7 protein-coding genes and 1 pseudogene are annotated in these 5,575 nt (G+C 69.5%); 2 read left to right on the top strand and 6 right to left on the bottom strand.

Going from position 1 to position 5,575, the window contains the following annotated elements; translation table 11 throughout:
- The 3 genes and pseudogenes from ACT4N8_RS14225 to ACT4N8_RS14215 all read right to left on the bottom strand — a co-directional run.
- Positions 1 to 794 (bottom strand): annotated as a pseudogene (locus tag ACT4N8_RS14225) (phosphomannomutase); the annotation flags it as partial.
- Position 795: 1 nt separating this feature from the next.
- The gene (locus tag ACT4N8_RS14220; RefSeq protein ID WP_444858771.1) at positions 796 to 1,062 is read right to left on the bottom strand and encodes a J domain-containing protein; all 267 of its coding nucleotides are present in this window, start codon (positions 1,060 to 1,062) and stop codon (positions 796 to 798) included.
- Positions 1,059 to 1,868 carry a division plane positioning ATPase MipZ gene (locus ACT4N8_RS14215; protein ID WP_444858770.1) on the bottom strand — a complete coding sequence of 270 codons (810 nt, stop codon included), beginning with the start codon at positions 1,866 to 1,868 and terminating at the stop codon, positions 1,059 to 1,061. The genes ACT4N8_RS14220 and ACT4N8_RS14215 overlap by 4 nt, the downstream gene beginning before the upstream one ends.
- An 85-nt stretch (positions 1,869 to 1,953) precedes the next feature.
- Between ACT4N8_RS14215 and panC the strand changes: the two genes are divergently transcribed.
- Together panC and ACT4N8_RS14205 are read left to right on the top strand one after the other, a co-directional pair.
- Positions 1,954 to 2,799 carry a pantoate--beta-alanine ligase gene (gene panC, locus ACT4N8_RS14210; protein ID WP_444858769.1) on the top strand — a complete coding sequence of 282 codons (846 nt, stop codon included), beginning with the start codon at positions 1,954 to 1,956 and terminating at the stop codon, positions 2,797 to 2,799.
- 94 nt (positions 2,800 to 2,893) lie between these two features.
- Entirely contained in the window at positions 2,894 to 3,196 is a 303-nt protein-coding gene (locus ACT4N8_RS14205) for a hypothetical protein (protein WP_444858768.1), read from the top strand.
- On the opposite strand, the gene ACT4N8_RS14200 is transcribed toward ACT4N8_RS14205, so the two are convergent.
- Genes ACT4N8_RS14200 through ACT4N8_RS14190 form a run of 3 tightly spaced genes read right to left on the bottom strand, consistent with a single transcriptional unit; the run spans position 3,193 to position 5,487 of the window.
- Positions 3,193 to 4,329, bottom strand: a complete 1,137-nt coding sequence (locus ACT4N8_RS14200; RefSeq protein ID WP_444858767.1) for a GNAT family N-acetyltransferase — start codon at positions 4,327 to 4,329, stop codon at positions 3,193 to 3,195. The two genes, ACT4N8_RS14205 and ACT4N8_RS14200, sit on opposite strands and share 4 nt — an antisense overlap.
- The gene (locus ACT4N8_RS14195; RefSeq protein ID WP_444858766.1) at positions 4,326 to 5,045 is read right to left on the bottom strand and encodes a glycerophosphodiester phosphodiesterase family protein; all 720 of its coding nucleotides are present in this window, start codon (positions 5,043 to 5,045) and stop codon (positions 4,326 to 4,328) included. The genes ACT4N8_RS14200 and ACT4N8_RS14195 overlap by 4 nt, the downstream gene beginning before the upstream one ends.
- Positions 5,017 to 5,487, bottom strand: coding sequence for a RidA family protein (locus tag ACT4N8_RS14190; protein WP_444858765.1), 471 nt, complete (start codon positions 5,485 to 5,487; stop codon positions 5,017 to 5,019). Before ACT4N8_RS14190 ends, ACT4N8_RS14195 begins: the two co-directional genes overlap by 29 nt.
- Positions 5,488 to 5,575 lie beyond the last annotated feature (88 nt).

Genomic DNA, 5,575 nt, shown 5'->3' with positions numbered 1-5,575 from the left:
GGCTCGGCGAGGATCGAGAGCAACTGGTCGCCCCAGACCACGCGCCCTTCGCCGTCCACCGCGCCGATCCGGTCGCCGTCGCCGTCGAAGGCCAGGCCGAAGTCGAGGCCCTGCTCCACGACCAGCGCCTTCAGATCGGCGAGATTCTTCTCCTCGGTCGGGTCGGGGTGATGGTTGGGGAAAGCGCTGTCGAGCTCGGTGTAGAGGGTGAAATGCTCGCCCGGGAGGCGCGCGACCAGCTTCTCGACAACCGGCCCCGCGGCGCCGTTGCCGGCGTCCCAGCCGATCCGGAAGGCTCCGCCGTCGAAGCCTTCAAGCAGGCGATCGACATAGCGGTCCATGATTTCCTCGTCGGAAACCCCGCCGCTGCCCGCCTCCCAGTCGCCGGCCGCCGCCATCCGCCCGGCCTTCTGGATGTCGGCGCCGAAGAAGGCGTTGCCGCCCAGCACCATCTTGAAGCCGTTATAATCGGCCGGGTTGTGGCTGCCGGTGATCATGATGCCGCCGTCGACGCCGAGCGTTTCGGCCGCGTAATAGAGCATCGGTGTCGGCCCCAGCCCGACCCGGACGACGCTGGCACCGCTCTCATTCAGCCCGCGCACCAAAGCCGCTTCCATCGCCGGCGAGCTCTCCCGCCCGTCGCGGCCGACCGCCACCTTGGATCCGCCCGCGCGGCGAACCAGCGTGGCGAAGCTGCGGCCGAGCGCCCAGGCGTCGGCATCGCTCAGCGTTTTCCCGACGACGCCGCGGATGTCGTATTCGCGCAAGCTCGTCGGGTGGAATTGGTGCGACATTCTATCTCCGTTTGATCTCGGTGAGGAGCGCGTCGCGCGCCGCATTGACCCGGGTGGCGAGCTCGGCCGAGCCGCCCGCGTCGGGATGAACCCGCTGGATCAGCCGCCGATGCGCCTCGCGCACCTCGTCCGCGCTGGCGCCCAGGCCGAGGCCCAGCAAGGCGCGCGCCTCGCTCTCCGTCATCCGGTGCGACCCGGCCGTGCGTCGCCGCCACCACAGCCAGCCCCCCGCGGCGAGCGCAAGCAGGATGACGAGCTTGACGATCATCCGCCCGCCGCGGCGCGCAGCGGCGCCAGCGAGGGCTCGGCGTCCGGCAAAGCGAAACCCGCGATCATCTCTCTCAGTTCCTGCCGCGCCGCGACATGGGCGATGCTCGCGCCGCCGATCTGGTGGAGATCGAGCAGGGTGAGGCCCTTGGGGAAGAGCTCGCGATAGATGACGCGCTCGCCGAGGCCCGGAATGACCCGGAAGCCGACGCGGCGACTCAGTTCGCCCAGCGCCGCGCCGACGCGCCGCATATTGTGCGCCTCGACATATTGCATGCGGTTGCGCAGCACGACCCAGTCGACGCTGGCGCCATGGCTCTTGGCGCGCTGGGTGCGGCTGTTCCAGACCAGCTCGGCGTAGAAGCTCGGCCGGCGCACGCGATAGGTCTCGGGATCGACCTCGCCGATCAGGTCGAGATCGACGAAGCTGTCGTTGATCGGGGTGACGAGCGTGTCCGCCCGCGCCATCGCCTCGCGCGCATAAGCGTCGTCGCGCCCGGGCGTGTCGATCACCAGCATCTCGGCGTCCGCCGAGAGCCGCGCGATCACCGCGTCGAGCGTTTCGCCCCGTCCCGGATCGAACGTCTCATAGACCGGCATCGGCAGCACGACCTGCAGCCGCTGGATCGAAGCGGCGCGGTTGTCGAGATAGCGGCCGAGCGTGCGCTGACGGGTGTCGAGGTCGAGCGCCGCCACCTTGCGCCCCTGCGCGGCCAGCGCCACCGCCGCGTGGCCCGCGGTGGTGGACTTGCCGGTGCCGCCCTTTTCATTGGCGAAGACGAGGAAATGCGGCCCGCTGCCGGCCATTTATACGTGTCCCAACCACTTGATCTTGCACGAGCGCGCGGCCAAAGACCGCGCGCGTCTTCCCTCTATCGGAGCCCCTTTCGCGGTGCAAATCATCCGTGACCTTGCGCTGCTTGAGCAGGCGCTTGCCGATCTCCGCGCCGATGGCGGCACGATCGCCTTCGTCCCGACGATGGGCGCGCTCCATCCTGGCCACCTCGCTTTGGTCGCCGAGGCGCGGCGGCGCGCAAGCCATGTCGTCGCCTCGATCTTCGTCAATCCGACCCAGTTCGGGGAGAATGAGGACCTCTCCACCTATCCCCGCCGCGAGAATGCCGACGCGGCTTTGCTCGAGCAGGAAGGCTGCGCGATCCTCTGGGCGCCGGAGGCGGACGTGATGTATCCTGACGGTTTCGAGACCCCGGTCGCGGCGGGCCCGCTCGGCGCCGAGCTGGACGGCGCCGCCCGGCCGGGCCATTTCGACGGCGTCGCCACCGTGGTCGCGCGGCTGTTCGACCAGGTCCGGCCCGATTTCGCCGTCTTCGGCGAGAAGGATTATCAGCAGCTCGCGATCATCCGCGCCCTCGCCCAGCGCCTCGGCCTCGGCATCGAGATCGTCGGCGTGCCGACCCAGCGCGACGCGGACGGCCACGCTCTGTCCTCGCGCCACGCCTACCTCTCCGAGGACGAGCGGCGCGATGCCCGCGCTCTGCCGCGCGCGCTCGGCGAGGCGGCGCAGGCGATCCAGTTAGGCCAGCCGGTCGACGAGACCCTGGCGCGCGCCCGCGCTCGGCTCGAAGCGGCCGGTTTCGATCCGGTCGACTATGTCGAATTGCGCGACGCCGAAACGCTCGCGCCCCTCTCGACGCTGGACCGCCCCGCCCGTCTGCTCGCCGCCGCGCGGATGGGCCGGACGCGGCTGATCGACAATCTCCCGGTGCTCCCCGCCTGAGCCTTTCGTCACCGCGCCGTTAACTCGTTAACCATTTGTTGGCGATCTCTGCGCGAAACCGGCCCCACGACGTGCAACAGGGGACCTTCGAGAAATGGCTCACAGTCTCAAGACCGCTACGTTTCTGATCGAAAGCCGCATCGCGGATGCGCTCAGCGGCGACGTTCAGGCGCTCTACGAGCTCGGCATCGCTTATTCGACCGGCAGCGGCGGTGTTCCCGTCGACCTGATCGAGGCGCATAAATGGTTCAATCTCGCCGCCCTGAACGGCAGCGAGGCCGCGCAGGAATGCCGCGCCGACATCGCCGAGGACATGACTGCGCGCGAGATCGCCGAGGCCCAGCGCCAGGCCCGCGCCTGGCTCGCCGAGATCGCCCCGGCCCGCCGCGCCGCCTAGTCCTTGCGGAACGGCCCCATTTCGTCGAGCGCTGCGATTTCGTGCGCCACCGCCGGCCGCTCGCGCTCGAGATAATCCGCCACCGCCCGGCGGAAGCCCGGATCGGCGATATAGTGCGCCGACCAGGTCGGCACCGGCCGATAGCCCCGCGCCAGCTTGTGCGCGCCCTGCGCGCCGGCCTCGACCCGCTTCAGCCCGCGCGCGATGGCCGCCTCGATCGCTTGATAATAGCAAAGCTCGAAATGGAGGTGGGGGACCTCCTCGACGCAGCCCCAATAGCGGCCGTAGAGCGCCTCGCCGCCGATCAGGTTCAGCGCGCCGGCGATCGGCGGACCATCCCGCAGCGCGAGGATCAGCAGGACGTGGTCTGCCAGCCGCTCGCCGAGCAGTGAGAAGAAGCCGCGGGTGAGATAGGGCCGTCCCCATTTGCGCGCGCCGGTGTCCTGATAGAAGGCCCAGAAGGCGTCCCAGTGCCGCTCCTCGATCGCTTTCCCGGTCAGATGGATGATCTCCAGCCCCGCCTGCGCCGCCGCGCGCTCCTTGCGGATCGCCTTGCGCTTGCGCGAGGCGAGGCTGGCGAGAAAATCGTCGAAGTCCGCATAGCCCGCGTTCAGCCAGTGGAACTGGCTGTCGGCGCGGATCAGCCAGCCGGCCCGCTCGAACAATGGGACTTCCGCCTCGGCGATGAAGGTGGCGTGGGCGGAGGAGAGGCGATTGGCGGCGACGATCCGCTCGGCGGCGGCGATCAGCATCGGCGCCAGCGCGGGCTCGCGTGCCAGCAGCCGCCGCCCCGGCACCGGCGTGAACGGCACCGCGATCTGGAGCTTGGGATAGTAACGCCCGCCGGCCCGCTCGTACGCGTCGGCCCAGCCATGATCGAAGACATATTCGCCTTGGCTGTGGCTCTTGAGATAGGCGGGGAGGAGGGCGTCGGGCCGCCCGTCCGGGCCGTCGATCGCGACCGGCGCCGGCTGCCAGCCCGTCCCCTCGCCCACGCTGCCCGATTCCTCCAGCGCGGCGAGGAAGGCGTAAGAGAGGAACGGATCGCCCGGGGGCGCGCAGCGGTCCCAGTCCTCCGCCGTGAACGAGGCGACGCCCGGCGCGATCCGGGCGACGACGGCCTCGCCGCTCATCCCGCCACCTCGTAGATGATCTGATCGGCATGCGCCGCCGCGGTCGCGCGCTGCGCCTCGGTGCGTACGGTCCAGGTCGCGACCGGAAGCCCGCTGGCGGCGGCGAAGGCCGAAGGCAGGTCGCGAATGTCGTAAGCGAGAAAGTCCGCCTTCGACCAATGCAGCGACAGGCGCCGCTTGAGCCGGCCGCGCTCCGGCCTGCCCTCCTCGGTCACGACCAGCCCGCGCAGAACCTCCGGCGCGTGGCGCGCGAACCATCGCGGCACGGAGGGGTTGAACGACATCACGGCCACCGGGCCGATATAGTCCTTCAGCGCGTAGGCGACAGAACGGCTCAGCGCGGCCACGTCATGCCTCGGCGCTTTCACCTCGATCAGCATCGGCGCGCGTCCAGCGATGAGGGCCAGCACGTCGTTCAGCCAGGGAATCGTCTCGTCGGAGCCCTTGAGCTTTATCTGCTCGAGTTCTTCGAGATGATAGGCGCCGACCCGTCCCTCGGAATCGGTGAGTCGCTCCAGCCCATCGTCATGAAAGACCACCGCCTCACGCATCAGGGAGCCCTGGACATCGAGCTCGATCCCGTGCCCCGCTCGAATCGCGGCGCGGAAGGCGGCGCGGCTGTTCTCGACGACGCCGGCTCCATGCAGGCCGCGATGCGCGAAGGGCTTCGCGAAAAGCGCTTCGAGCCTAGCGCGCCTTGACGGCGACAATGGCATCGATCTCGACCGCGGCGCCCAAGGGTAGCACCGGCACGCCGACCGCGCTCCGGACATGACGCCCGGCGGGTCCGAAGACCTTTTCCATCAATTCGGAGGCGCCGTTGGCGACCTTGGGCTGATCGGTGAAATGGGGATCGGAGGCGACGAAGGCGCCGAGCTTGACGATCCGCTCGACCCGCTCGAGCGAGCCCAGGGCCTGCTTCATCTGCGCGATCAGCATCACGCCGCAGCGCTCGGCTGCCTCCCGGCCGTGCGCCACGTCATAATCCTCGCCGAGCCGCCCGGTGATCAGCGAGCCGTCGGCGCGGAAGGGAAGCTGCCCGGAAATATAGAGCATGCCGCCCACTTCCAGCGCCGGCACATAGGCGGCGACGGGCGCCGCGGGTGCGGGCAGCTCGATGCCGAGCTCGGCGAGGCGGGCGCAAATCGCGTCAATCATGACCCGGCCTAAAGCGGGTCCGCCCGTAAGGTCAAGTGAGCCGGCATTCGCCGCTGCGGTCAAGCAGGGTCAAGTCGAGAAAGGTGGA

It is taken from the genome of Sphingosinicella sp., from assembly GCF_052387495.1.
Taxonomy (GTDB): domain Bacteria; phylum Pseudomonadota; class Alphaproteobacteria; order Sphingomonadales; family Sphingomonadaceae; genus Allosphingosinicella.
Note: the sequence above shows the minus strand (reverse complement) of the source record. Positions and strands in the feature narration are given on the sequence as shown.